This is a genomic window from Rhodospirillales bacterium, from assembly GCA_020638175.1.
GTDB lineage: Bacteria > Pseudomonadota > Alphaproteobacteria > Micavibrionales > Micavibrionaceae > JACKJA01.
Map to the genome: position 1 here is coordinate 1,545,904 of JACKJA010000002.1, position 22,647 is coordinate 1,568,550.

Consider the following 22,647-nt stretch of genomic DNA (forward strand, 5'->3'; position numbering starts at 1 on the left):
CCGTTACATAATTCCGCTGACCAAAAGCCAGGAAATAAATACAATCACACCGACCAGCATCGCAAAGGCATAGTGATAAATATACCCCGTCTGGAAACGCCCCAGAATTTTACCGGTAATGTAGGAAAGGGATGCCATACCATCCGGCCCCATACCATCAATAAGCTTGCCGTCACCGGTCTTCCAGAAATAGTTCCCCAAAATACGGATCACCCGCACAATAAAGAAGTCGTAGAGCTGGTCAAAATACCATTTGTTGTAAAACAGATCATGCACAGGCCGCATAAACCGGACGATCCAGCCGGGAACTCCCGTGAAGATCATATAGACAAGGTAAGCCAGAGCGATACCGGAAAACCCGGCTACAAGCGGAGCCATCTTGACCCATTCAGGCACATGGTGCGCAGCTTCCAGCGTGTCGTTTGCCTTCAAAACATACAGGGAATCCCCCCAGAACGACCGGCGGTTAATCGCCGGCTCCAGCCATTCGTCTTCCAGTGCCGGTGCTTCGACATCGTGCTCGATTTCAAGCTCATGCGTGACCAGTTCCGGCCCCTTGTGCAGCCCCCCGACAAACGGCTCGTAAAATACGGCCCCGGCAAAAATCGCCCCGGCCGCCAACACCACCAGCGGCCCGATCATCACTTGCGGCGATTCATGGACATGATGCATAACCTCGCTTGAGGCCCGCGGTTTGCCATGGAAGGTCATGATAATAAGCCGCCACGTGTAAAACGCCGTCATAATCGCCGCGGCAATCCCCAGCCAATACGCGAACAAACCAAACCATGTATGATCGGCAAAGGCTGACTCCAGAATAATGTCCTTGGAATAGTAACCCGCAAAAAACGGGATCCCGGCCAGCGCCAGCCCGCCAATCCACATCAAAATGTAGGTGATTGGTATTTTCTTCCAGACCCCGCCCATATTGCGCATGTCCTGTTCGTCGCTCATCGCGTGGATCACCGACCCCGCGCCAAGGAATAGCAAAGCCTTGAAAAAAGCGTGCGTCATCAAATGGAACATCGCCGCGCCATACGCCGACACGCCCAGAGCAAAAAACATGTAGCCGAGCTGGCTCATCGTCGAATAGGCAATCACCCGCTTAATATCAAACTGGGTCATGCCGATCGTCGCCGCCACAAACGCTGTCAACGCCCCGACGATACAAATCACCATCGAAGCAATCGGTGCATATTCAAAGAACGGTGAAAAACGCGCCACCAGAAAAACACCGGCCGTAACCATCGTCGCAGCATGGATCAAAGCCGACACCGGCGTCGGCCCCTCCATCGCGTCCGGCAACCACACATGCAGGCCCAACTGTGCGGATTTCCCCATCGCCCCCATAAACAGCGCCAGACCGACAAGGGTCAGGGCATGAATATGAAATCCGAAAAAGACCATGTGATCCAAAGCATGCGCAGGCACTGCCGCAAATATCTCGTCAAACTTGACGGTACCGAAAATGGCGTAAATCCCCATCACCCCGAGGATCAAACCAAAATCGCCAATCCGGTTGACCACAAACGCCTTCACCGCCGCAAAGTTGGCGCTGTGTTTGTGGTTCCAGAACCCGATCAGCAAATAAGACGCCACACCGACCCCTTCCCAGCCAAAAAACAGCTGGAGCAAATTATCGGCGCTCACAAGCATCAGCATGGCAAAGGTAAACAGGCTCAGATACGCCATAAAACGGGCTTTATGCGGATCATGACTCATATAGCCGATCGAATAAACATGGACGCAGGCCGAAACCACATTCACCACACACATCATAACGACGGAGAGCTGATCGACGCGCAGCGCCCAGTCAACACTAAACGCACCCACAGTAATCCATGGCGCCAACGTAATCACACGCGGATCGCTATCCATGATTACATCAAAAAATAAAATAACCGACGAAAACGCCGCCAGAATAACCCCGGCACACGTTACAAATTGCGCTCCTTTATCCCCAATTTGCTTCCCGAACAACCCGGCCAGCAAAAATCCGGCAAGCGGTGAGAATACAGCGAATAATTCAACCATCCCCCTACCCCTTCATCTCGGCGATATCGTCGACGGCAATCGATCCGCTCTTACGGAAGAACACGACCAAAATCGCCAGACCGATAGCAGCCTCGGCCGCAGCCACGGTCAGGATAAACATGGTGAACACCTGCCCCGCCATATCGTTCATAAAGGATGAAAACGCCACAAAATTAATGTTCACCGCCAGCAGCATTAATTCGATACACATAAGGATGATAATCACATTCCGGCGATTCAGAAAAATCCCGAAAACACCCAACGTAAAAACCACCGCTGAAAGATACAGATAATGCTCAACACCGATTTCCATGATCGTCAGACCCCCGTCCGTGGTGTGATTTTGACGATTTTCATGGTTTCCTCACGGGTTCGGGATACCTGCCGGGCTACGGATTGTTTCCGCACACCGGAACGATGCCGAAGCGTCAGGACAATCGCGCCAATCATCGCCACCAAAAGAATCAATCCCGCCATCTGGAACGCCAGAAAATAATCGGTGTAGATCAACCGGCCCAGAATTTCTGTATTCCCCAGACTACTATCCAGCGCCGGGGATGACGCCGCCCGCGCTTCAACCGCCGGCGCGGCATGCCATCCCTTGAAAACAAATGCCAGCTCCGCCAGCAAAACCGTACCCACGCCCAGCCCCAGCGGCACATAACGCCGCGCGCCCGCCCGGACTTTTTCGATCCCGATATCCAGCATCATCACGACAAACAGGAACAAAACCGCCACAGCTCCGACATAAACAATGGCAATAATCATCGCCAGGAACTCGGCGCCCAGCAAAACGAACAGACACGCCGCATTAAAGAAAGCCAGGATGAGGAACAGAACGGCATGCACGGGATTACGTGCGGAAATCACCAGAAGGGCCGCTATAATCAAAATCGTCGCAAAGAAATAAAAGGCGAGGGCCGAAACCATGATATGCCGTGATACTACGCGTTATAACTGAACAAAAAACAGAGATTCTCTCTATCCCTGATTGTTTTAATATGTTCAGCCCTGCGCCGCAATCCCCTGCGCCAAGAAAACCACTGTTAATTTGCAGATAAAATTAAAAAAACGATGCTCAATTACCAAAGTGCAATTTGGTCCATTGCGGCTTTCCGGTTTCCGGCGCGTCAGTGTATTCCCCTTCAATCTGCCCGCCTTTATGAGGATAATCCGGCCCTTTGACCTGATCGCCGGGAATAGCGACCGCTCTTGTATGGTTCCGCCATTTCTCCCTGACATTCAAAACATGAACGCCGCCGCTAAATTCGTAAGATTCGATTGTTCCTTTAACTTGAACACTCATAATAGATCCCTTCCCATGTTTGATTATTGAAAACATTTAGGGTGGAAAAAAAGAATATGTCAAGGAATTCAACGGTATTTTGCGTCCACAGCAATGTTCCGGGCAATCTGCGCCTCCCAGACATCCCCGTTTTCTAGCAGCTTGTCCTTGTTATAGAACAGCTCTTCCCGGGTTTCCGTGGCATATTCGAAATTCGGCCCTTCGACGATCGCATCGACCGGACAGGCTTCCTGACATAGGCCGCAATAAATACACTTGGTCATGTCGATGTCATAACGTACCGTCCGGCGCGAACCGTCATCGCGCACGCCGCCCTCGATCGTAATCGCCTGCGCCGGGCAAATCGCCTCACACAGCTTGCAGGAAATGCAGCGCTCCTCCCCCATAGGATAACGGCGCAGCGCATGCTCGCCCCGAAACCGCGGACTGATCGGTCCCTTTTCGTAAGGATAGTTGATCGTCACCTTGGGCCGAAACATATACCGCAGCGTCAGGGACATACCCTTGACGATGTCGATCAGCAAAAAAGATTTTAACGCCTGTGCAATCATATCACTTTCCTATCCCGGCAGCGCATCGAACGCCATCAGCGTCCCGGCCATAAACACCACCCAGCCCAGCGTTAACGGCAGGAACACTTTCCAGCCCAGCCGCATCAGCTGGTCATAGCGGTAACGCGGGAAAGTCGCCCGCGCCCACAGGAAGAAGAACAGGATCGCGCAGGTCTTAACGACAAACCAGACAAAGCCCGGCACGAACCCAAGAAATTCCATCCCGAACGGCGGCAGCCAGCCCCCCAGGAACAGTACAACCGCAATCGCGCTCATCAGGATCATATTCGCGTATTCCCCCAGGAAGAACAGCGCGAAAGTCATCGCCGAATATTCCACCATGAACCCGCCGGACAGCTCTGACTCCCCCTCCGGCAAGTCAAACGGTGCCCGGTTGGTTTCCGCCAAAATCGACACAAGAAACACGATAAACATCGGGAACAGCATCACCTGCACCCACACAGGACGCGGCGCCATCACGATATCGGTCAGGTTCAGAGAGCCTACACAGACAAGCACACAAACGATAATCAGCCCCATAGACACTTCATAGGACACCATTTGCGACGCGGAACGCAGCCCGCCAAGAAACGCATAACGGGAGTTCGAAGCCCATCCGGCCATAATCACGCCGTAAACCCCCATGGAGGAAACAGCAAACAAATACAAAATCCCGACATTGATATCGGCAAGCACCATCCTGTAATCAACCGGGATCACCGCCCAGGCAATCAAAGCCAGAATAAACATCAGGATCGGCGCCAACAGAAACACAGGGCGGTTAGCTTGCGACGGGATAATCGTTTCCTTGGACAGTAGCTTCACACCGTCCGCAATCGGTTGCAAAAGCCCGAACGGCCCAACCGTCATCGGCCCTTGCCTGCGCTGCATCGCCCCCAGAACTTTACGCTCGACATAGGTCAGATAAGCAACAGCGATCAAAACCACGCCGACAATCAGTCCGATCCATCCGAGAATAATTGCCAGCGGCAAGCCGTATGTTGTCCAGAGCTCAATCATAACGATACATTCTACCTATCGATCCGTAACTGTAAATTCAATGCCGCCGAGCCAGTCAGCAACCATGTTGTAAATCCAGAAAATAAAGGCAAACAATGCAAACGCCCCGAGCAAATACACCAGAGGAAACAGGACAACCAGAAAAAGCCCCAGAATATTCCCACCCTGCATCAAGGCTATAATGAACTGGATGAACATCAAAGGCACCAGCACCAACGTCGTCACCGTCGACAAAGTCAAACTGGTCTGCACAATGGAAATACGTTCAATTTTCTTTATCATTTTGTGTCCTTTTCTTCTTTAAGCGGCGCCTTCTTCGATGTTGATAAAATGTGCTGGATTTGACCAGAAAGATTTGATTAATTGTGCCTTTCTGATCCTAGCCGTTTATAGCACACGCCATTACCTCGCCCTTTACGTAGTCCGCAGTCGTTCTTAAATTCGATCTTCCAACAACCCTCTCGCCATCACGCGTAATCTCGACCCATGCTCCGTTTATAGATGCTTGATAAACATGGCTCGGGTATCCACCGTCGGGCTGCGGATCAGAGTCAAGATCAACAACCTCAAGCTCTAAGATATTTCCCAAAGCAAGCGTTTTAATTTCGCCTTCGAATACCTTTCTTAACCGCACGACAGATGTTTTTTTTGAATCGAAAAAATAATCAACATATTCGTTTTCTCGCCCCATTTACGCAGCCTCCTCTATTTCAAAATGGGCACGAACAATTGCGGCCAAATCCGGCCGAAAATAATCAGGGCCTTTCATCACTTTCTGATCGCTTTCGCGCAAAATCGGCTTCCCATCCGGGCCGAGCTTGCTCATGTTCGAGCGATGCACCTCATCGAACGCCTCGTTTTTCAGTGCATGCATCCCCAGCGCCAGAAAAGCCCCGTCCAGAACATATTGCAAATCAATGAGCGCATCGAGAGCTTCCACAGCGTCATTATTGCTCAATGCCTCTTCCAGCTCCTCCAGCTCTTCCCGCAGCAAATTAATCCGCAAGCGGTTGATAGCGGCATCGGCGACATCCGGTTGATCCTTGATCGCGCATCCATAAACTTCGTGAAATTCACGCACCATTTCGATTGTCGTTCTGCTCATTCCGCAGCCTCCCTATAGTTCTGTTTTTTCACAAAGACCGCACTACATTGCGCCATCGTTTCCGAAGCGCGGCAGATCACATTGGTTTGATAGAAATCCTCAACCGGATTTTCAAAATCGGCCTTTAATGCTTTGCCTTTTTTAGAAAATTCGACCCACGGAGATGGCAGAATCACATCAACCTCGCCCAGATGCGGCCATTCGGTGATGATCCGGTTATGAAGCGCCACAGCATCATCATAAGGCAATAACGTGTCAGCCCGCACAGACAGCGCCCGTAGGATTTTCCAGTCTTCCTTGGCCTGCCCCGGTGCATCAACGGCCTTACGGGCCATTTGAACGCGCCCTTCCGTATTCACATAGGTCGCGGCTTTTTCCGTGTAGGCACAGCCCGGCAGGATCACATCCGCCCGCGCCGCCCCGGCATCCCCGTGATGGCCCTGATAAACCACAAAGGCTTTCTTCGGGATTGCCTCAAACAGCGGCCCGTTATCAACGCCCAGCAGATACACAAAGGTCTTCTCTGCGATATCAAACGGCTTGTCGGTGTAAAACCCGATATCCAGTGCCCCAACCCGGCTCGCAGCATTATGGAGCACATTAAATCCGCACCATTCTTCACCGATCATCCCGAATGCTTCAGCAGCTTCACGGGCCAGATGCTGGATAGCAACACCATCCTCGCGGGCAAAAGCCCCCGCACCAATAATAATCATCGGGCGTTTTGCGTTCTTCAGAATATCGGCAAAGCCGTCCTTCGCCTTAATCAGTTTTTCAAGATCCGCCGGACCGCTCCCCAGATGCACCGCAGGATAGGTCAGGTCGACCGGCTCACCGATCATCCCGACCCGCACGCCGCCATTCAGCCATGCCTTGCGAATCCGGGCGTTAACCATCGTCGCTTCCCAGCGCGGATTGGTCCCGACCAGCAAAATGGCATCGGCATCCTCGATCCCGGCAATCCCGGCATTAAACGTATAGCCGCAACGCTCAGACACATCAAAACGGCCGCCATCCACCCGGCATTCAATATCATGCGCGCCTTTCAATCCCATCAGGTCTTTCAGCGCCACCATCGATTCAAGGTCAACCAGATCCCCGGACAGCGCCGCCATATTTTCCAGCTTCACGCGTTTCATCTTTGCACCGACAACCTCCAGCGCCTCGTCCCAGCTGGCGGGCCGCAGCTTGCCCGTCTCATCGCGCATCCACGGGCGATCCAGGCGGTTCCGTTTCAACCCGTCATAGGCAAAACGTGTCCGATCGTTGATCCATTCTTCATTGATATCTTCATGCAGGCGCGGCAACACACGCATCACTTCGCCGCCACGGGAATCAACCCGGATATTGCAGCCCACCGCATCATGCACATCGATAGTCTCGGTCTTGGCCAGCTCCCATGAGCGCGCCTTAAACGCATACGGCGCAGAAGTCAGCGCACCAACCGGGCAAATATCAATCAGGTTCCCGGACAGCTCGGACTTCATCGCCTTCTGGACGAAAGTATCGATTTCGACATCCTCGCCCCGGTGCAGCAGCCCCAGCTCCGTCATCCCGGCAATCTCATCGGTAAACCGCACACAACGCGTACATTGAATGCAGCGCGTCATAATCGTTTTAACCAGCGGCCCGATATCCTTGTTCGGTACGGCGCGCTTGTTCTCATGATAACGCGAACGGTCATAGCCATAGCCAGCAGCCTGATCCTGCAAATCGCACTCGCCGCCCTGATCGCAAATCGGGCAATCCAGCGGGTGGTTAATCAGCAGGAACTCCATAACCCCCTTGCGGGCCTTTTTGACCATCGGGGAATCGGTATGCACAACCATGTCATCGGCACAGGCCATCGCGCAGGATGCCACCGGCTTCGGCGGGCCGCCCTCAACCTCGACCAGGCACATCCGGCAGTTCGCCGGAACGGACAAGCGGTCATGATAGCAAAAGCGCGGCACTTCAATGCCAAGCTGCTCCGCCGCCTGCAAGATACTCGTCCCGGCTTCGACTTCGATTTCCTGATCGTTGATTGTAAGTTTTGGCATTTTCTACGCCGCTGCCTTTCTGTATTCCATGATCCGCCTTTCCAGCTCAGGCCGGAAATGGCGCACCAACCCCTGCACCGGCCACGCCGCCGCATCCCCTAGCGCGCAAATCGTATGCCCTTCAACCTCTTTCGTGACCTCGATCATCTGGTCAATCTCTTCAACCGTAGCATTCCCGGCCACCATACGCTTCATCATCCGCCACAACCAGCCCGTCCCTTCACGGCACGGCGTGCACTGGCCACAGCTTTCATGCATATAAAACTGCGACAGACGGCATATGGCACTGACGATATCCGTCGATTTGTCCATCACAATCAGCCCCGCCGTCCCCAGACCGCTTTGCACTTCACGTAGCGAGTCGTAATCCATCAAGACCGTATCGCATGTTGCCTTTGGCAGGACCGGACAGGACGATCCCCCCGGAATCACAGCCAACAGGTTATCCCATCCGCCGCGTACGCCGCCCGCATGTTTTTCAATGAGGTCCCTCATCGGGATTCCCATCTCTTCTTCGACATTACAGGGATTGTTCACATGCCCGGATATGCAAAAAACCTTCGTCCCGGCGTTTTTCTCATCCCGCCCCAGCGAAGAAAACCACTTGGCGCCGCGCCGCAAAATCGTCGCCACGCCGGCAATCGTCTCAACATTATTGATTGTCGTCGGCGCGGAATACAGCCCCGCCATCGCCGGAAACGGCGGCTTGTTACGCGGCTGGCCTTTCTTGCCTTCCAGAGAGTTCAGCAAAGCCGTTTCCTCACCGCAAATATATGCCCCCGCCCCGCGGTGCAGCTCCACATCAAAGTCCCAGCCCGATCCGGCGGCATTCTTGCCCAGAAGCCCGGCCTCACGCGCCTCACGGATGGCCTGCACGACTGCCGATCCTTCGTTATAAAACTCGCCGCGGATATAGATATAAGCCTTATGCGCGCCCATCGCGAACCCGGCCAGCAACGCCCCCTCGATCAGCTTATGCGGCTCATGGCGCAGAATATCCCGGTCCTTACAGGTACCCGGCTCGGACTCATCGGCATTGATAACCAGATAATGCGGCTTGCCGCTTTTTTCCGGGTCGGGCATGAACGACCATTTCAGCCCGGTCGGAAACCCGGCCCCGCCGCGCCCACGCAGCCCCGAAGCTTTCATCTCGTCGATGATCCACCCCCGGCCCTTTTTAATGAAATCGGCAGTCTTGTCCCAATCGCCACGCTTTTGCGCCGCCGTCAGGTCCGCCCCTTCAAAGCCATAGAGATTGGTGTAAATGCGGTCTTTATCGTCAAGCATGTGGACCTGTCGTGAAAGTCATAGAATCAAATGCTTCCACAGGATAGCGCCAAGCGCGCCCAAGGCCAAGGGGCAATTCACAGCTTTTGCGCATAAAAAACCGCCGCAAGGATATCCCGCGGCGGCTTTTGGAAAATAGAGGTTTATTTATTTCATGATCGGCTCAAACTCACCGTATGACTTTTTCATAACACGCTTTTCAGCCGCTTCAATTTTGGCATCGACCTGTTCTGCGGTCGGGCCCTTTTGCACGGGAACAGGCTTTTGACATGCCCCAACCTTGCCAAAGTCCACGGCTTTCTCTCCCAGCATCGTCGCCGTCGCACTGGCCGCCCATTTGGAAGATATGGAGCCACAAGCCTCTTTCGGCGCCGTTGCCGCCAACGCAGCCATCACACCGACATAGCGGTGGGACGTCCCCTGTTTTTCAGGGTCTTTTTGCGCATCCATTTCCGCATTGTAGGTTACAATGCGACCGGCCTGATCGAGATCGGAATTCCCCGGATGCTGCTGCTGGGATGTAATAATAGCTTTCGCCTGCTCGGTCGGACCGGCTTTACCGCCGGCAACCAGCCCCAGCACATTGACGGAATAGCTTTGTGTCAACGGACCCGTCGTGTAGTTATTCGGCGTATTCGCACCACCAATAGCAATATGTCCGGTAAACTTCGGAATCTTGGTTGCTTCATTAATGAGAGTCTGATCCCCCGTGCTGGAGGACGAACCGGCAGATGAAGAACCACCCTGGCCACCCTGACCAATTCCACCCTGGCCACCCTGACCAATTCCACCTTGGCCACCTTGGCCGCCCTGACCACCTTGGCCGCCCTGACCACCTTGGCCGCCCTGACCACCGGCAGCAGATACCGGCCCTACAGTCGCAATCCCTGTTCCACTCGCGCTCGGATTAGCAATCAAAGTCGGATTGGCGTTGGCTGTTGCTACAGGATTGGCCGTCGTGTGTTGGCTCATGGAATTCACATTTGTCGAATGATCGTCTATCGACACGTTGCCGCTGGGCTGCTGGCCACAGCCACCAAAATAATCATACTCACAGGCTTGCGCCGCGCCACTGACCAGCAAAACTGCGCCTGCGGCCGTCGCAGCCATATAACTTTTCACCAATGCACTCATTTTTTTCTCCTTTATTTAAAAATCTGTTGCGGGTTGTAGCATTCTTAATTGCGATAAGTCAAAAAATTTTCATAAATTCCTTAGCCGAACGGATTAAAACCGGGGGGCGTCGTGCCAAAAGCCACCTTCCCGTCGGACCGCATCTCGAAACCGTAATTACCACGGAACAGTTGCTGACCGCTTTCCAGCACTTTTTCCCGGGCGGCATTAAACCATTTCGTGATTTTGCCAACTCCGTCTTCTGTTACATGCTCATCACAAGCCATATTGATATGCTCGTGCGCCCGTTCAGCATAGCGCGGGAACCCCGAATCATCGTTGCCCCAATCAACATAGCTTTCTTTCGTTTCGAACACAGAAATCATGCACTGCCAGCCTTTTTTGAGAGCCGACGGAGCCTTCTCAGCCACAGGTTCCGGCATGGCCGCAGGGAGCGCAGCGCTGTCCGCAACTACCTTCTCGGCAACCGCAGCGACCTTTTCCTCTGCCTGTTGGGCAATCATTTCCGGGGTCAAACCATAAAACTTCATATCTGCCAGGATTTGTCTCTGGACCCCGGCCGATGTCGCGCCTTGTTCATAAGCCTCGGTCAGCATCGCTTTCGCCAGTCCCGGATCGGCCATAACCCCGTCGCGTCCCGCTGCAAAATAGGACAAATCCTTGTAAGCCTGCGCCCGGATATTGGCATTGTCGCTGTGAATATGATCCAGCGCCGCGGTAACTTTCGGGGAAACATTATCAGCCCCGGCAATATGCGCCCGAAATTGATCCTCGGCGCTTGGCAATTCCACCGGCAAATCCCCGGCATCAATCTCTGGCCCGGCATCAACCAAACGGGTGCGGCCTTGAAATTCTTGCTTTTGTGGCGCTGGTTTCTCGACGGGTGTATCGATTGCTGACGGCTCCACAGGCACTGCCTCAGGCACCTCCACGGGCGGCGGCGCGGGCTCCGGGGTAGAAAAAGAGTCCTCGCCCATTAACCGCATATAATCATCGTACGGATGGGCTTCAACCGGCGGCACCGCAAATTCAAGAGCCGTCCCCACAGCCCGTAGCGCCAGATCTTTGGCCTTTTCCAGCACAGGTTCAGGGATCAACGCCCCCCCGGCAATCATCAGGCTGCCGAACAGCGCCGACATCGCCCCGTCCTTTAAAAATTTCTTCGCCGCCGTTTTCAGGGCCGGCCCCTTGCCCTTATGACGCTCTTCCATATAGGAACGCACCGCGCCAACCGTTCCAACTGTCGCCGCCACACCGATAATCCCGATGACGCCCCCCGCCAGCATCGGCCCGACCGTTGCCACCGCCGTAGATTTCAAAACCATCCACGCGGCTTTTTTACCATTTTCACGGGTCAGCAATTTAGAGAGATTCACACGGCGCTTGATGCTCGCCGCCACATTATCGGCCTTGCGCCCCAGTGATGCGACAATCCCCGTCGGCCCCAGAAGAGAATCCAGACTTTCGCCTTGCGGCGCAGCTAAATATTTGAAATCGACGGCCAGCGCAGTCATCGTCGCAGTTATTCCTTCCGTTGATCCTGAACCGTCGCCCGGCATTTTATATAGCACGGCGGGTTCTCCGGATCGATCACTTCCAAAAGCGGAACGTCATCAAATCCCGACAGCGTTGCAACAATATCGGTTTCGATATCCGTAACCCGGGCAAAACAGGTCGCCCCGGCACACAGCTCCACATGATTACGATAAAGAGACAAAACGATATTACCGGCGGGAATAGCGCCCGGAACACTCAGGACAACCTGCCCGGTTTCACCCAATAATATATCCATCTCTTCGATCATATGAAGAGACGGTTACCATAAGCTATTTTCATTCTGCAAGAAAATTATGAGGCGACCCCGGCCTTTTTCGCCTGCTTGAGCAACGTCGTCGCTCCGGCGGCCGACAGGGAATTGTGCCGTCCGGTTTGCGAGCCCTTCGGCGGTTTTTCACCCTTTTCCAGCGCCTTCAGAATATCTTTCATGCTTTCGGCACCGAGGTCTTCGTAATAATCATCGTTAATCTGGACCATCGGTGCATTGACGCACGCCCCCAGACATTCAACCTCTGACAAGGTAAACTGGCCGTCCTTGGTTGTTTCTCCGACATGAATGCCCAGCTCCGACTCGCACGCTTTGACGATATCGGCACTGCCGCGCAGCCAGCACGGCGTCGTCGTGCAGCACTGCACATGGTGCACACCAACGGGCGCGAGGTTGTACATCGAATAGAACGTCGCGACTTCATAAACCTTGATCGGCGGCACCCCGATAATATCGGCAATCACATCCATCGCCGCCCGCGGGATCCAGCCGCCATAGGGCGCCTTGGCTTTCGCGCCCTCTTCGCCCGTCTGACGCTGCGCCAGGTCCAGCAAAGGCATCACGGCGCTGCGCTGCCGCCCCTTTGGGTAACGCGCCAGAATCTCATCCACCTTCTTCTGCTCCTTGAAGGCAAAGTTTTTCGGCTGGTACTCAGCATGAATTTCAAACGGTTTTTTCATCGGTCAATCACTGTCTAAAAGATATTTTTTTAGCTTTTCCACATTCTCATCACGCTTCTTTTTCCAAGCCTCATCAGAAATAAACTCAACATATTTTGATGTATCCACCATCGCATAATTGCGGCCCAATCCTTCGGGATCTTCGATTTTTTGCTCTTCTTCATCAGCCTGTATAGCTTTGCTCATTACACTAGCACCATCCAAACAAACCCAAACTACTGGTTCACTTTTTACAGATTTTTCTGCATGCTGAACAATAATATCGAACCACTCCGTACGCTTACTTGGATCAATTGTTAAAAAGAGCTCTTTATAGTCACTATTCTTAGGGGCCCAAGCAAGCTTAGCCCTCATTCCAACATTCACATCATCACAACGACTAACAGAATTATTCATTTTCAAAAGTGCTACAAAATAAGAAAGTGCAGAAACCCCTTTGAGGTCTTCAGAAACTTTTCGAATTCCTTTTTTAGAATATGCATCACTCAGTTCCCTCATATGGGATGCATATAAAAAGCCATAACGTAAATCCTTATCCGGATTAAAATGTATATCCCGAAGCCAAACACCAAAGGATTCAATATCTTCTGGTTTGGACAAAAATTCTTGCTGTTTACCTGATTGCAAATAATCGTATACAGCCTTAAACCCACCAACCTCATCCAGTTTTTGAAAATGTTTATAAGCCCTATTTTCATTTGGCTTATTAAATGCAAGAGCTTCAGGAGCAAAAGCGAAAAACAGTAAAATAATAAAAAAGTATTTCATGGCTTACCTATCAATTTCCCCGAACACAATATCCATCGAGCCAATAATCGCCACGCTGTCGGCCAGCATATGGCCCTTGCTCATAAAATCCAGCGCCTGTAAATGCGCAAAGCCCGGCGCGCGAATGTGACAGCGATACGGCTTGTTGGTCCCGTCGGCCACCAGATAGACACCAAACTCGCCCTTCGGCGCTTCGACCGCCGTATAAGTTTCCCCGGCGGGCACGTGATAACCTTCGGTAAACAGCTTGAAGTGGTGGATCAGCGCCTCCATGGACGATTTCATCTCGGCCCGCGGCGGCGGCGCGATTTTCCGGTCGTCCACCATCACCGGCCCGTCCGGCATTTCATTGATACACTGGCGAATAATCTTCAGAGACTGGCGCATTTCTTCCATCCGCACCAGATAACGGGCGTAACAATCCCCCGTCTTGCCAACCGGAATGTCAAAATCCATCCGCTCGTAGACTTCATAGGGCTGCGCCTTGCGCAAATCCCAAGGAACGCCACTCGCCCGCAGCATCGGCCCGGTAAAGCCCCAGTTCAGCGCTTCCTCCAGACCAACCGTACCGATATCGACCGTGCGCTGTTTGAAAATCCGGTTGCCGGACAGCAGCGTATCCAGATCATCAATGACCCTGTTCACCGATTTCTCGGTCCATGCATAAATGTCCTCGGCCAGTCCGTCGGGCATATCCAGCGCCACGCCGCCGGGACGGAAATAGTTAGCATGAAGGCGCGCGCCGCAAACGCGCTCATAAAATTCCATGCCTTTTTCGCGCTCTTCAAAACCCCACAGTGCTGGCGTAATCGCTCCGACATCAAGGGCATAGGTCGTAATATTCAGAATATGGTTTAAAATCCGCGTCACTTCCGAAAACAAAACCCGGATATATTGCGCCCGCAGCGGCACGTCGATCCCCAGCAACTTTTCCGTCGCCAGCGCAAAAGCGTGTTCCTGATTCATCGGCGCCACATAATCCAGCCGGTCGAAATACGGCGTCGCCTGCATATAGGTCTTGTGCTCGATCAGCTTTTCCGTGCCCCGGTGCAGCAAGCCGATATGCGGATCGGCCCGCTCGACGACCTCCCCGTCCAGCTCCAGCACCAGACGCAAAACGCCGTGCGCCGCCGGGTGCTGCGGCCCGAAATTCATCGTATAGGGCCGGATTTGGGTTTCCTGATTCGCTGGCTTCACCACGTTTTGCGCTTTCATGTGTCTTACCCCGCCTTCGTTTCACGATAGCCATGCGGCGGCTTCACAGCCTTCTCGTCACCGGGCAGCATAATGTCTGTCATCCCTTCCCACGGGCTGAGATTGTCGAAATCGCGGAATTCCTGCGTCAACGTCACAGGCTCGTAAACGACCCGCTTTTGCTCCTCGTCATAGCGCACTTCAACATACCCCGTCAGCGGAAAATCCTTGCGCAGCGGATGCCCCTCAAACCCGTAATCGGTCAAAATCCGGCGCAGATCAGGATTCCCGTCGAAATAAACACCGTACATATCCCACACTTCGCGCTCATACCAACCGGCAGAACTGAATACCCCCGTCACCGAAGGGACAGGCTGGGCTTCATCCGTCGTCACCTTAACGCGCAGTCGCTGGTTTTGCGACAGGGACAGCAGCATATAAACCACGTCAAACCGCTCGGCTCGCTGCGGATAGTCTGCCCCACACAAATTGATGAGCTGCTTGAACCCACATTCCCGGTCATCCCGCAAAAACAGCAAAGTCGAAACGATATCGGCCCGCCGCACATGCAACACCAGCTCACCGTTCAGAACCTCGTGACGCTCAACCGCGCCTTCCAAGCTTTCCTCTATATGCTCGGCCAGATCAACCAGCGCTTCGTCAACCATCGCATTCATCGGGCAATCCTCGTATCTTCGTTCTGGATTTTCCGTTGCAGTTGCAACAAGCCATAAACCAGCGCTTCCGCCGTTGGCGGGCACCCCGGCACATAAATATCAACGGGCACCACGCGATCACACCCCCGCACAACTGAATAGGAATAATGGTAATACCCCCCGCCGTTAGCGCACGACCCCATGGAAATCACCCAGCGCGGTTCCGGCATCTGGTCGTACACACGCCGCAGCGCCGGAGCCATCTTGTTTGTCAGCGTCCCGGCCACGATCATCACATCGGACTGCCGCGGAGAGGGGCGTGGGATCATCCCGAACCGGTCAAGGTCATAGCGGCTCATATAAGAGTGAATCATCTCCACAGCGCAGCACGCCAGCCCGAATGTCATCGGCCACATCGACCCGGTCCGCGCCCAGTCAAACAGGGCATCGGCAGACGTCAGCAAAAACCCTTTATCCTTAACGTGCTTGGAAATTGCCGCCGGCACAATATCCTGCTCGGCAGCCGGTGGAAACGGAATATCCGTTTTCAGATCATAACCCGGCGCCGTAAAAATTTTTGATTCGTGAGACATTAAATTTTCACCTTCGTTAGCAGATCCCCCAAGCCTTTTTGAATATCTTGTCGAGGCTTATATCCGACTGCCCCCTCTGCAATCATGGCAGAAACTCTTTCCTCCGCAGTACCAACCCGACGATCGGCCTCAGCAGCGTATAAAATCTTTAACTTGAGACAAACCGGATAGCGACCTACTCCCATTCCAGGGCCCCTTTTTTCCATTCGTAAATAAATCCGACCGTCAAAACGCCGAGGAACAACATCATCGACCAGAAACCAAACATCCCGATCGCTCCCAGCGATATCGCCCACGGGAACAGAAACGCAATTTCCAGATCAAAAATAATGAATAAAATGGCCACCAGGTAAAACCGGACATCATACTTGCTGCGCGTATCGGAAAATGCATCAAAGCCGCATTCATAGGCCGACAGCTTTTCCTTGTCCGGACGGCGCAGGCCGACAATCAGGGACGCCACAATCATCAACACCGCCATCCCCCCCGCAATAGCGAAGAAAACAACGATCGGAAGATACTCAAGTAAATAGGATTCGTGTGCCATAGTGGGGGCATTCTAACAGCAAGCCATCCCCATTCCAAGACGGACAATCATCTTATATGGAAGAATGTTGAATAAAATTAATCGGCGAATTTCAGCAAGACGATCAGCATCAGGGGAATCCCTAAAAGGGCATTCATCACCCCCCACGACACAAAAAATATGTAATACACAGGGATGTAATAGGCCGCCGCCGACGTCAACAGGAAAACCCCAAGGGAAAGATAGAAACCTATTCCCTCCAGCCCCATCCAGAATTTTGAGAAAATATAAGCAATACCAAAAGAAAGAAGAGCAAACAGGTAGGGGTAAATTTCACCGGATTCGATAATAAAGTTAATCATCCACAAACCGGCGATCAATGCCGTCGTTCCGATATACCACCCGAAAACACCTATTACTAATCGAGTCATGCTCACCAAAAAAAGAATGGCGCGAGAGACGGGACTTGAACCCGCGACCTCCGCCGTGACAGGGCGGCGTTCTAACCAGCTGAACTACTCCCGCAAAAGAGTGAGTGATTTGTTACAGGGATTGATTCTTCATGTCAACGATTTTTCGGCATCGCCCGGCATTTTTATACTGCCAGCGCCGCCGGAGATCCATTAAACGTCAGCTCCAGCGCTGTCGCCACACTTTCATACGTAATATCACCGCAACAGACATTCAAACCGGCCCGCAAATTGGAATCCTCAGACAACGCCCTCTTCCAGCCTTTGTCCGCCAGTTGCAGGGCGTACGGCAACACTGCGTTATTCAGCGCCAGCGCCGACGTCAACGCCACCGCCCCCGGCATATTCGCCACACAGTAATGAATAATTCCGTCGATTTCATAGGTCGGATCATTATGCGTCGTAGCGTGGCTGGTTTCAAAACAGCCTCCCTGATCGATCGCGATATCGACCATCACCGTCCCGGCCTTCATATCCTTTAACATGTCACGACTCACCAGCTTTGGCGCCGCGGCACCGGGAATCAGGACCGCCCCGATCACCAGATGAGAATCATTCACCGCCTGCGCCACCGTATCCCGACCGGAATAGAGCACCTTGGCGCGACCGGCAAAATAATCGTCCAGAAACCGAAGCCTCTCCGGGCTTTTTTCTAAAATCGTAACATCGGCCTCCATGCCAACCGCCATGCGCGCCGCATTAAACCCGGCAACGCCGCCGCCCAGAATCGTTACATGCGCCGGCGCCACGCCCGGAACGCCGGTAATCATACGTCCGCGTCCGCCCATATGTTTTTGCATGTTAAAAGCGCCCACCTGTACGGACAGCCGCCCGGCAATCTCGCTCATCGGTGCCAGCAGCGGCAAACCACGCCCGCCCGGCCCGGTCACCGTTTCATAAGCCACCGCCACACAGCCCGAATCCATAAGCCCTTTGGCTTGCTCCGGATCCGCCGCCAGATGCAGATAGGTAAACAGCAACTGGCCCTCGCGCAACATCACACACTCGGAAGGCTGCGGCTCCTTGACCTTGATAATCATATCGGCTTCAGAAAAAATCTCCTGCGCCGTCCCGCGAATTTCGGCACCAGCCGCCTGATAATCCTGATCGGAAAAATCAATCCCGGCCCCGGCGTTTGCCTCCATAATAACCTTATGGCCATGCGCCACCAGCTCCCTGACCGACGCAGGAACCAGACCGACACGATGCTCTTGCGATTTTATTTCTTTTGGACAACCGATAATCATGAAAAACCTCACTTGGAATCAGGGATAGTCTGGCTACCCTTTTAGCATGCTTCCCAAAAAACGCCAGAAACATTGCCCCAAAATTGACAAAAAGAAAGCGGCACATTCTGTACCGCTCAGGAGTGAAGCAAAACTATGGTTATTCAAAAATTACATTAATTCCTGCTGATAAATCTGGCTGATAATTTTATAAGCCCTGTCCCGTTCCTGAAGATCAACCTCCATCTCCGGCAAAGGATCTTTATCCAAAAGCATCTGATAGTGAACTTTAACCGCCAGAGGCACCGAATCCAGAGCGCCCTCAATATGACGCAACTCTTCTTCAGTTAGCCCCGACCCCACAAATTTCTTAATATCTCGATCCCACATATCACTATATTGCTCAATCGCCTCATCCAGCTTCACCAGCTCAAAAAAGTGATTAATCTCTTCCAGAGTAGTCAGGGTAGCCTGCCGCGCATGGCGCAATTTATGAAGAACGCGCTTGTGAAGCGCCAGATAATCCGACAACACCGTTTCTGTCATCGCATAAGCTGTTTCATCGTCAAGATCTTCCGGTCGATTGACCTGCCTAATTTGTTGTGTTCCCATGATATTCCCCTTCCTGAACATCATATCCGTAATAACCAACCCTTATACTATAGTATAGTACAAGGGTAAACAAAAGATAAACTCTCGGTTGAACGAATAAAAACAATAACCAACTGTATTAAAATCATTTTTTCTAAAAACAGTACAAAAATAGGCCCCTTTACACTCCCCGCAAACGCAAAATACATACCTAAAGTTGATAAAAACAACGAGAACAATCCACCTGTAATTATCGGGTGATGATGGTGGGCGGTGACGGGCTCGAACCCCGCGTGCCGCAAGCACGCTCTTTAAAAAAAACACGGCGGTTCACTTCATCGCGCTGGATGAAGGTATCTGCCGGTAATTATCGGGTGATGATGGTGGGCGGTGACGGGCTCGAACCGCCGACCCTCTCGGTGTAAACGAGATGCTCTACCAACTGAGCTAACCGCCCTTCCAGAAAAGGAAGGTTCTTCAATAATGAGTTATCAGACAAAAATCAAGCGTTCTGTTATAAATTTTTATGAACGCGCCGATAGCCTCGCGTAATTCCCAAGCCCCGCCCCCTCTAAAAAGATAAAAAATCGACCTAAAAAAACTTCGGCCTCGCTAATCTGCGAAGCCGAAGCTTTTAAGCTCAATAAAAAAGCTGTCACAAATGGATTATTTGTTAACAGCGTCTTTGAGTTCTTTACCAGCTTTGAATTTCGGCAGTTTGGAAGCCGGAATTTTGATGGCTTCGCCCGTACGCGGGTTACGGCCTGTCGTAGCTGCACGCTTGGCAACGCTGAACGTACCAAAACCAACCAGACGAACTTCATCGCCTTTTTTCAAGCTGGCTTTGATGCTGTCGATGATAGCTTCAACAGCAGCTTGTGCTTTGGTTTTCGGAAGATCAGCTTTGAAGCTACTTGATTTACGAGTTCTTGTTTATTCACGGGAACCCCTTCTTAGGTTAGATATTAACAAATAAAAAACAACCTGCTCTCAACACAACATAATAATGGATAAACAGGATCTGGTCCGAGGAATCCCAAAAACACTAGGGGTTCCGTCCCTTCCAGACGAATCATTTTTACGCTCTTTTTAAAGGAGACTCAATGCCAGAATCACGTCTTCGCCCTTATTTTCTGCACTTTTTGACGAAATTTCAGGTATTTTTTTCGTCTTTATTTTCCAGAATAGGCTCCCGGCAGGGCAATCAAAGGCATGTGAGAGCACTTCTTCGATCGTATTGACAGGAACGATTTTCATGCCCTTTTCACCTTGTCCGGGATGTCAGCCAAGTCTTTTTCGTTATCTTTAGGAATAAGAACTTTGGTGATTCCCCGCGCATGGCCGCCAGAAGTTTTTCCTTCAGGCCGCCAATCGCCGTAACGTACCCGCGCAAGTTAATCTCGCCGGTCATCGCCACGTCACGCCGCACTTCGATTCGGTCAACGCCGAAATAATGGCGGTCGTCATGGCAGCCCCAGCCGAAGGTCCGTCCTTGGGGTTGCCCTTCCGGCACGTGCACGTGGATATTGGTTTTATTCAGCTCGTCATAATCAATGCCGAACTGCGCCGCCCGCGATTTCATAAGCATCTCGGCCACGGTAATCGATTCCTTCATAACCTCTTTGATGTTCCCGGTAGTCGTCACCTTGCCGTCTTTACCGGGCATGGTAACAACCTCAATCGACAACAAATCACCACCAAACTCGGTATAAGCCAGCCCGTTGACCACACCGATCGGTCACGCTCTTCAATCTCGCCATAGCGGAATTTGTGAACCCCGGCAAGGTCTCAAGATTACGGATTGTAATATTAACCCGTTTACGGCCCTTCATCAGGATTTCCTTAATGGCCTTCCGGCACAGATTGGCAATTTCCCGTTCCAGATTCCGAACGCCGGCTTCCCGTGTGTAATAACGAATCAGGTGACGCAGGGCATTATCGTTGATTGAAAACTCCCGCTACGCAGCCCCGCCGCCTTGGTTTGCTTTTTCAGCAAATGCCGCCGGATAATCTGCAACTTTTCGTCCTCCGTGTAACCGGAAATCCGGATAATTTCCATCCGGTCGAGAAGCGGCCGCGGCATATTCAGGAATTTGCCGTACATACAGAACATCACATCCGACAGATCGTAATCAAGCTCCATGTAATGATCGTTAAAGGTGCTGTTTTGTTCGGGATCGAGAACCTCCAGCAACGCCGACGACGGGTCGCCGCGCCAGTCAGAGCCCAGCTTGTCCACCTCATCCAGCAAAAACAGCGGATTGGAAGATTTCGCCTTTTTCATCCCCTGCATGATCTTGCCGGGCATAGCACCAATATAAGTCCGGCGGTGACCGCGGATTTTCGCTTTCGTCCCGCACGCCGCCCAGAGATATCCGCACAAAGTTCCGATTGGTCGCCCGTGCAATCGATTGCCCCAGCGACGTCTTGCCAACCCCGGCGGACCGACCAGACACAGAATCGGCCCCTTCACTTTATTGGTACGGTTTTGAACCGCCAGATATTCGAGAATACGGTCTTTGACCTTTTCAGACCATAATGGTCGGTATCGAGAACCTTTTGGCATCCTTGATATCTTTTTGACGCGGGTGCGGCTTTGCCATGGCACCGCCAGAATCCAGTCGAGATAATTACGAACAACCGTCGCCTCAGCTGACATCAGGCTCATCTGCCGCAGTTTTTCAGCTCATTATCGGCCTTTTCACGGGCTTCTTTGGTCAACTTGGTATCGGCCAGCTTCTTTTCAAGCTCGTTAATCTCGTCATATCCGCCATCGGTGTTCTCACCAAGCTCCTTGTGAATAGCCTTGAGCTGTTCATTCAGGTAATACTCGCGCTGGGTTTTTTCCATCTGGCGCTTCACGCGGTTGCGCACACGTTTTTCGACTTGCAGAACGCCGATCTCGCCTTCCATAAAGCTGTAGATTTTCTCAAGACGGGCTGCCGTATTCGACAGCTCCAGCAATTCCTGCCGCTCCTCAATCTTGAGCGTTAAATGCGCCGCCACCGTATCGGCCATCTTTGACGGCTCTTCGATCTGGTTGATCGAAACGATAACTTCCGGCGGGATTTTCTTGTTCAGCTTGACGTATTGCTCAAATTGCGCCGCCACAGCCCGTGCCAGAGCCTCAACTTCATCGTCGACGACCGTCTCGTCACTCAATTCGTGCATGGCCCCTTCCAGATAACCATCCACTTCGGTGAATTTATCGATTTTTACGCGATTGCCGCCCTCGACCAAAACCTTGACCGTACCGTCAGGCAACTTCAGCATTTGCAAAATCGTACCGATCGTGCCGACCATGTACAAATCGTTTGGCCCCGGATCGTCCTCCGTCGCCTGCTTTTGCGTCACAAGCAATATCTGCTTGTTTTCCGACATCACGTTTTCCAGCGCCTTGACCGATTTTTCACGGCCAACAAACAGCGGCACAATCATGTGCGGAAACACCACGATATCGCGCAATGGCAAAACCGGTAAAACAGCATCCTTTGAGGAAGAAGAAGAAAACCCAATCATGATATCTGTATCTCTTTTATTGTTATTGTCCGCCCGCAGATATGAGCCCCACTCTTAACTATACGCAAAGACCGTTAAGAGGTTATTGCCAAAACATACAATGCAACAGATTGGATTGCCCAA

25 protein-coding genes, 2 tRNA genes and 2 pseudogenes are annotated in these 22,647 nt (G+C 52.4%); all 29 read right to left on the reverse strand.

Going from position 1 to position 22,647, the window contains the following annotated elements; translation table 11 throughout:
* Positions 1-3: 3 nt before the first annotated feature.
* The 29 genes and pseudogenes from nuoL to lon all read right to left on the reverse strand — a co-directional run bounded on the left by nuoL (position 4) and on the right by lon (position 22,524).
* A complete protein-coding gene (nuoL, locus tag H6868_07635; GenBank protein MCB9989188.1) occupies positions 4-2,034 on the reverse strand; it encodes an NADH-quinone oxidoreductase subunit L in 2,031 nt (676 codons plus the stop codon).
* Positions 2,035-2,038: 4 nt separating this feature from the next.
* Positions 2,039-2,347 (reverse strand): NADH-quinone oxidoreductase subunit NuoK, encoded by a 309-nt coding sequence (nuoK, locus tag H6868_07640; GenBank protein ID MCB9989189.1) that lies wholly within the window; start codon positions 2,345-2,347, stop codon positions 2,039-2,041.
* Positions 2,348-2,352: 5 nt separating this feature from the next.
* The gene (locus H6868_07645; protein MCB9989190.1) at positions 2,353-2,964 is read right to left on the reverse strand and encodes an NADH-quinone oxidoreductase subunit J; all 612 of its coding nucleotides are present in this window, start codon (positions 2,962-2,964) and stop codon (positions 2,353-2,355) included.
* 148 nt (positions 2,965-3,112) lie between these two features.
* Positions 3,113-3,340 carry a hypothetical protein gene (locus tag H6868_07650; GenBank protein MCB9989191.1) on the reverse strand — a complete coding sequence of 76 codons (228 nt, stop codon included), beginning with the start codon at positions 3,338-3,340 and terminating at the stop codon, positions 3,113-3,115.
* Positions 3,341-3,408: 68 nt separating this feature from the next.
* Complete coding sequence (gene nuoI / locus H6868_07655; protein ID MCB9989192.1) at positions 3,409-3,891, reverse strand: NADH-quinone oxidoreductase subunit NuoI; 483 nt, start codon at positions 3,889-3,891, stop codon at positions 3,409-3,411.
* Positions 3,892-3,900: 9 nt separating this feature from the next.
* Positions 3,901-4,911 (reverse strand): NADH-quinone oxidoreductase subunit NuoH, encoded by a 1,011-nt coding sequence (nuoH, locus tag H6868_07660; protein MCB9989193.1) that lies wholly within the window; start codon positions 4,909-4,911, stop codon positions 3,901-3,903.
* A 15-nt stretch (positions 4,912-4,926) separates the two neighbouring features.
* Entirely contained in the window at positions 4,927-5,193 is a 267-nt protein-coding gene (locus H6868_07665) for a hypothetical protein (GenBank protein MCB9989194.1), read from the reverse strand.
* A 97-nt stretch (positions 5,194-5,290) separates the two neighbouring features.
* Positions 5,291-5,602, reverse strand: a complete 312-nt coding sequence (locus tag H6868_07670; protein ID MCB9989195.1) for a hypothetical protein — start codon at positions 5,600-5,602, stop codon at positions 5,291-5,293.
* Positions 5,603-6,016 (reverse strand): hypothetical protein, encoded by a 414-nt coding sequence (locus tag H6868_07675; protein MCB9989196.1) that lies wholly within the window; start codon positions 6,014-6,016, stop codon positions 5,603-5,605.
* Positions 6,013-8,055 (reverse strand): NADH-quinone oxidoreductase subunit G, encoded by a 2,043-nt coding sequence (locus H6868_07680; GenBank protein MCB9989197.1) that lies wholly within the window; start codon positions 8,053-8,055, stop codon positions 6,013-6,015. Before H6868_07680 ends, H6868_07675 begins: the two co-directional genes overlap by 4 nt.
* Positions 8,056-8,058: 3 nt before the next feature.
* Positions 8,059-9,342 (reverse strand): NADH-quinone oxidoreductase subunit NuoF, encoded by a 1,284-nt coding sequence (gene nuoF / locus H6868_07685; GenBank protein MCB9989198.1) that lies wholly within the window; start codon positions 9,340-9,342, stop codon positions 8,059-8,061.
* A gap of 147 nt (positions 9,343-9,489) precedes the next feature.
* Complete coding sequence (locus H6868_07690; protein MCB9989199.1) at positions 9,490-10,476, reverse strand: hypothetical protein; 987 nt, start codon at positions 10,474-10,476, stop codon at positions 9,490-9,492.
* Positions 10,477-10,556: 80 nt separating this feature from the next.
* Entirely contained in the window at positions 10,557-11,990 is a 1,434-nt protein-coding gene (locus tag H6868_07695) for a hypothetical protein (GenBank protein MCB9989200.1), read from the reverse strand.
* Positions 11,991-11,998: 8 nt separating this feature from the next.
* Positions 11,999-12,268: a hypothetical protein gene (locus H6868_07700; GenBank protein ID MCB9989201.1), complete on the reverse strand. Its 270-nt coding sequence runs from the start codon at positions 12,266-12,268 to the stop codon at positions 11,999-12,001.
* A gap of 56 nt (positions 12,269-12,324) precedes the next feature.
* Positions 12,325-12,981 carry an NADH-quinone oxidoreductase subunit NuoE gene (nuoE, locus tag H6868_07705; GenBank protein ID MCB9989202.1) on the reverse strand — a complete coding sequence of 219 codons (657 nt, stop codon included), beginning with the start codon at positions 12,979-12,981 and terminating at the stop codon, positions 12,325-12,327.
* A gap of 3 nt (positions 12,982-12,984) precedes the next feature.
* The gene (locus H6868_07710) at positions 12,985-13,749 is read right to left on the reverse strand and encodes a hypothetical protein (protein MCB9989203.1); all 765 of its coding nucleotides are present in this window, start codon (positions 13,747-13,749) and stop codon (positions 12,985-12,987) included.
* A gap of 3 nt (positions 13,750-13,752) precedes the next feature.
* Positions 13,753-14,964, reverse strand: a complete 1,212-nt coding sequence (locus H6868_07715) for an NADH-quinone oxidoreductase subunit D (GenBank protein ID MCB9989204.1) — start codon at positions 14,962-14,964, stop codon at positions 13,753-13,755.
* Between the two features lie 5 nt (positions 14,965-14,969).
* Positions 14,970-15,611, reverse strand: coding sequence for an NADH-quinone oxidoreductase subunit C (locus H6868_07720; GenBank protein MCB9989205.1), 642 nt, complete (start codon positions 15,609-15,611; stop codon positions 14,970-14,972).
* Positions 15,612-15,616: 5 nt separating this feature from the next.
* Positions 15,617-16,192 carry an NADH-quinone oxidoreductase subunit B gene (locus H6868_07725; protein MCB9989206.1) on the reverse strand — a complete coding sequence of 192 codons (576 nt, stop codon included), beginning with the start codon at positions 16,190-16,192 and terminating at the stop codon, positions 15,617-15,619.
* The gene (locus H6868_07730) at positions 16,192-16,377 is read right to left on the reverse strand and encodes a hypothetical protein (GenBank protein MCB9989207.1); all 186 of its coding nucleotides are present in this window, start codon (positions 16,375-16,377) and stop codon (positions 16,192-16,194) included. Before H6868_07730 ends, H6868_07725 begins: the two co-directional genes overlap by 1 nt.
* Positions 16,368-16,739: an NADH-quinone oxidoreductase subunit A gene (locus tag H6868_07735; protein ID MCB9989208.1), complete on the reverse strand. Its 372-nt coding sequence runs from the start codon at positions 16,737-16,739 to the stop codon at positions 16,368-16,370. Before H6868_07735 ends, H6868_07730 begins: the two co-directional genes overlap by 10 nt.
* A gap of 77 nt (positions 16,740-16,816) precedes the next feature.
* On the reverse strand, positions 16,817-17,149 hold the full coding sequence (locus tag H6868_07740; protein MCB9989209.1) for a hypothetical protein: 333 nt from the start codon (positions 17,147-17,149) through the stop codon (positions 16,817-16,819).
* A gap of 17 nt (positions 17,150-17,166) precedes the next feature.
* Positions 17,167-17,243: transfer RNA gene (locus tag H6868_07745), tRNA-Asp, on the reverse strand.
* A 70-nt stretch (positions 17,244-17,313) separates the two neighbouring features.
* Positions 17,314-18,435, reverse strand: coding sequence for an alanine dehydrogenase (ald, locus tag H6868_07750; protein MCB9989210.1), 1,122 nt, complete (start codon positions 18,433-18,435; stop codon positions 17,314-17,316).
* A 150-nt stretch (positions 18,436-18,585) separates the two neighbouring features.
* The gene (locus H6868_07755; protein ID MCB9989211.1) at positions 18,586-19,026 is read right to left on the reverse strand and encodes a hypothetical protein; all 441 of its coding nucleotides are present in this window, start codon (positions 19,024-19,026) and stop codon (positions 18,586-18,588) included.
* Positions 19,027-19,386: 360 nt separating this feature from the next.
* A tRNA-Val gene (locus H6868_07760) sits at positions 19,387-19,462 on the reverse strand.
* A 209-nt stretch (positions 19,463-19,671) separates the two neighbouring features.
* Positions 19,672-19,946, reverse strand: a pseudogene (locus tag H6868_07765) (HU family DNA-binding protein).
* 148 nt (positions 19,947-20,094) lie between these two features.
* Positions 20,095-20,262: a hypothetical protein gene (locus H6868_07770; GenBank protein MCB9989212.1), complete on the reverse strand. Its 168-nt coding sequence runs from the start codon at positions 20,260-20,262 to the stop codon at positions 20,095-20,097.
* Positions 20,259-22,524, reverse strand: a pseudogene (gene lon / locus H6868_07775) (endopeptidase La). Before lon ends, H6868_07770 begins: the two are co-directional and overlap by 4 nt.
* Positions 22,525-22,647 lie beyond the last annotated feature (123 nt).

Coding starts and splice junctions, on each gene's coding strand:
- nuoL (MCB9989188.1), bottom strand. CDS start 2,034: ATGGTTGAATTATTCGCTGTATTCTCACCGCTTGCCGGATTTTTGCTG.
- nuoK (MCB9989189.1), bottom strand. CDS start 2,347: ATGGAAATCGGTGTTGAGCATTATCTGTATCTTTCAGCGGTGGTTTTT.
- H6868_07645 (MCB9989190.1), bottom strand. CDS start 2,964: ATGGTTTCGGCCCTCGCCTTTTATTTCTTTGCGACGATTTTGATTATA.
- H6868_07650 (MCB9989191.1), bottom strand. CDS start 3,340: ATGAGTGTTCAAGTTAAAGGAACAATCGAATCTTACGAATTTAGCGGC.
- nuoI (MCB9989192.1), bottom strand. CDS start 3,891: ATGATTGCACAGGCGTTAAAATCTTTTTTGCTGATCGACATCGTCAAG.
- nuoH (MCB9989193.1), bottom strand. CDS start 4,911: ATGATTGAGCTCTGGACAACATACGGCTTGCCGCTGGCAATTATTCTC.
- H6868_07665 (MCB9989194.1), bottom strand. CDS start 5,193: ATGATAAAGAAAATTGAACGTATTTCCATTGTGCAGACCAGTTTGACT.
- H6868_07670 (MCB9989195.1), bottom strand. CDS start 5,602: ATGGGGCGAGAAAACGAATATGTTGATTATTTTTTCGATTCAAAAAAA.
- H6868_07675 (MCB9989196.1), bottom strand. CDS start 6,016: ATGAGCAGAACGACAATCGAAATGGTGCGTGAATTTCACGAAGTTTAT.
- H6868_07680 (MCB9989197.1), bottom strand. CDS start 8,055: ATGCCAAAACTTACAATCAACGATCAGGAAATCGAAGTCGAAGCCGGG.
- nuoF (MCB9989198.1), bottom strand. CDS start 9,342: ATGCTTGACGATAAAGACCGCATTTACACCAATCTCTATGGCTTTGAA.
- H6868_07690 (MCB9989199.1), bottom strand. CDS start 10,476: ATGAGTGCATTGGTGAAAAGTTATATGGCTGCGACGGCCGCAGGCGCA.
- H6868_07695 (MCB9989200.1), bottom strand. CDS start 11,990: ATGACTGCGCTGGCCGTCGATTTCAAATATTTAGCTGCGCCGCAAGGC.
- H6868_07700 (MCB9989201.1), bottom strand. CDS start 12,268: ATGGATATATTATTGGGTGAAACCGGGCAGGTTGTCCTGAGTGTTCCG.
- nuoE (MCB9989202.1), bottom strand. CDS start 12,981: ATGAAAAAACCGTTTGAAATTCATGCTGAGTACCAGCCGAAAAACTTT.
- H6868_07710 (MCB9989203.1), bottom strand. CDS start 13,749: ATGAAATACTTTTTTATTATTTTACTGTTTTTCGCTTTTGCTCCTGAA.
- H6868_07715 (MCB9989204.1), bottom strand. CDS start 14,964: ATGAAAGCGCAAAACGTGGTGAAGCCAGCGAATCAGGAAACCCAAATC.
- H6868_07720 (MCB9989205.1), bottom strand. CDS start 15,611: ATGGTTGACGAAGCGCTGGTTGATCTGGCCGAGCATATAGAGGAAAGC.
- H6868_07725 (MCB9989206.1), bottom strand. CDS start 16,192: ATGTCTCACGAATCAAAAATTTTTACGGCGCCGGGTTATGATCTGAAA.
- H6868_07730 (MCB9989207.1), bottom strand. CDS start 16,377: ATGGGAGTAGGTCGCTATCCGGTTTGTCTCAAGTTAAAGATTTTATAC.
- H6868_07735 (MCB9989208.1), bottom strand. CDS start 16,739: ATGGCACACGAATCCTATTTACTTGAGTATCTTCCGATCGTTGTTTTC.
- H6868_07740 (MCB9989209.1), bottom strand. CDS start 17,149: ATGACTCGATTAGTAATAGGTGTTTTCGGGTGGTATATCGGAACGACG.
- ald (MCB9989210.1), bottom strand. CDS start 18,435: ATGATTATCGGTTGTCCAAAAGAAATAAAATCGCAAGAGCATCGTGTC.
- H6868_07755 (MCB9989211.1), bottom strand. CDS start 19,026: ATGGGAACACAACAAATTAGGCAGGTCAATCGACCGGAAGATCTTGAC.
- H6868_07770 (MCB9989212.1), bottom strand. CDS start 20,262: ATGAAAATCGTTCCTGTCAATACGATCGAAGAAGTGCTCTCACATGCC.